Genomic DNA, 1727 nt, shown 5'->3' with positions numbered 1-1727 from the left:
TAGGGAGTGTCGTTAAATATTAAGATTATTTACAACTATCTAATCCTCAATGTGATAGAAATTTTGTACCTTTGTAGAAGATAAGAAAAATCCCCCAATCACCCTCAGAAAGTGAAAAATTGGGGGAATCACAAAAGTGATACGATGGCAAAGGTACAACATATTTCTGGAATAAGCAAGCGAATTCCGTTCGAAGGGTTCGATTTTTATGATTTATTTCGAGTTACGTTTGAAAACAGCGAACTTGGACGTATGAAACGGCTTCTCCCTCTTCATGAGATGGCAGTGAACTTTGGTTTGGTGAGCAACCATCCAGTACGTAAGCGTGGTCGGAAGTCCTTCTTCTCCCCGGAGGGTAAAGTTGCTCTGATGTTCCTGAAGATGTACACCCAGCTGAGTGCCCCGAAACTGCTGGAGCAGTTGAACGGCAACGTCCACTATCAGATATTCTGCGACGTGTACGTCAATCCTCTGTGCCCGCTTACGAACTACAAGTTGATAGATGACATCATCTCCGAGCTTTCCGACAAGCTGAAGATCCAGCAACAGCAGAACATACTCGCGGATGCATGGAAACCGTACATGAAAGAGCTTGATACATTCTACACAGATGCGACATGCTATGAGAGCGAGATGCGGTATCCGACGGACCAGAAGTTGCTGTGGGAATGCGTTGGGAAGTCATATCGGATGATGTGTGATGCCTGTCAGCGTCTTGGTATCCACCGTCCGAGGACGAAGTACCTTGACGTGGAGAAGGCGAACATGGAGTATGTGAAGCAGCGCAAACACAAGAAGTCACAACAGCGCAGGATTATCCGCCGGTTGTTAAACCTACTGGGGAAGATCCTGAAGGAAATACGAAGGATGATGCGCGAACATAATGAGCAGGAGGTGCTGACCGTGCGTGAGCAGTCAACCCTCGGCATTATCACAAAGGTGTACCGCCAGCAGAAGAACCACTTCGACAGCAATGACCCCAGGGAAAGCATTCCCGACAGGATCGTGAGTACATCAAAGCCATACGTGAGGCCCATCGTCCGTGGCAAGGAGGTGAAGAACGTGGAATTTGGAGCCAAGTGCAACAACATACAGGTCGACGGTATCTCTTTCATCGAGAAACTCTCCTTCAACGCCTTCAATGAGGGCAGAAGACTCGGACATTGCATCAAGATGCACAAGCGGCTGTTTGGTGTGGATGCGAAGAAGATAGGTGGCGACACCGGCTATACAGGCACAGCCAACAGGGACCTCTGCAAGGAACTGGGCATACAGACATCATTCGCCAAGCGTGGCCGTCCATCAGCAGAGAAGAAGAGGGAGGAAGACTATGTCCGCCAGGAACTGGCAAGAGTCAGGGCCACTCAGATGGAAGGATCGTTCGGAACACAGAAAGAGCATTACGCCATGCGCAGGATCAAGGCCAGGAAGAAGAAAACAGAGATCCTGTACATCTTCTTCGGCATCCACACAGCGAACGCAGTCCACATGGCGGAGCGTCTGGCAGAGCTGCAAGAGACCAAGGCGGCATAAGAGACATCTGAAACGGAATTAAGATGGAGTCCTCCGAAGAGGACTCCTAATCTGTTATCGGCAAAGGCAGCAAATACACTACTTTGGAGTGCCGTTAAACCAGCAAAAAGCAATTAAAACTGATTGCACGGAGCATCAAATACCAAGATGACCTCTATGCGTCCACGACTGAAAGAATTAAACGACAATCCCTA

General features: G+C 48.6%; 1 protein-coding gene and 1 pseudogene. Both read left to right on the top strand.

Annotated features, from left to right (window positions below; genetic code table 11):
- Positions 1–144 precede the first annotated feature (144 nt).
- Positions 145–453, top strand: a pseudogene (locus I6E38_RS15590) (transposase); the annotation flags it as partial.
- Between the two features lie 180 nt (positions 454–633).
- Positions 634–1533: a transposase gene (locus I6E38_RS14670; protein ID WP_235394682.1), complete on the top strand. Its 900-nt coding sequence runs from the start codon at positions 634–636 to the stop codon at positions 1531–1533.
- The last annotated feature ends 194 nt before the right edge of the window (positions 1534–1727 follow it).

This window comes from Leyella stercorea (assembly GCF_021531355.1).
Classification (GTDB): domain Bacteria; phylum Bacteroidota; class Bacteroidia; order Bacteroidales; family Bacteroidaceae; genus Prevotella.
The sequence above is the reverse complement of the archived record's forward strand: the minus strand, read 5'-3'. Positions and strand labels throughout refer to the sequence as shown.

What these genes read in the sequence shown, in the direction of transcription:
- I6E38_RS14670 (WP_235394682.1), top strand. Translation starts at nt 634, where the DNA reads ATGCGGTATCCGACGGACCAGAAGTTGCTGTGGGAATGCGTTGGGAAG.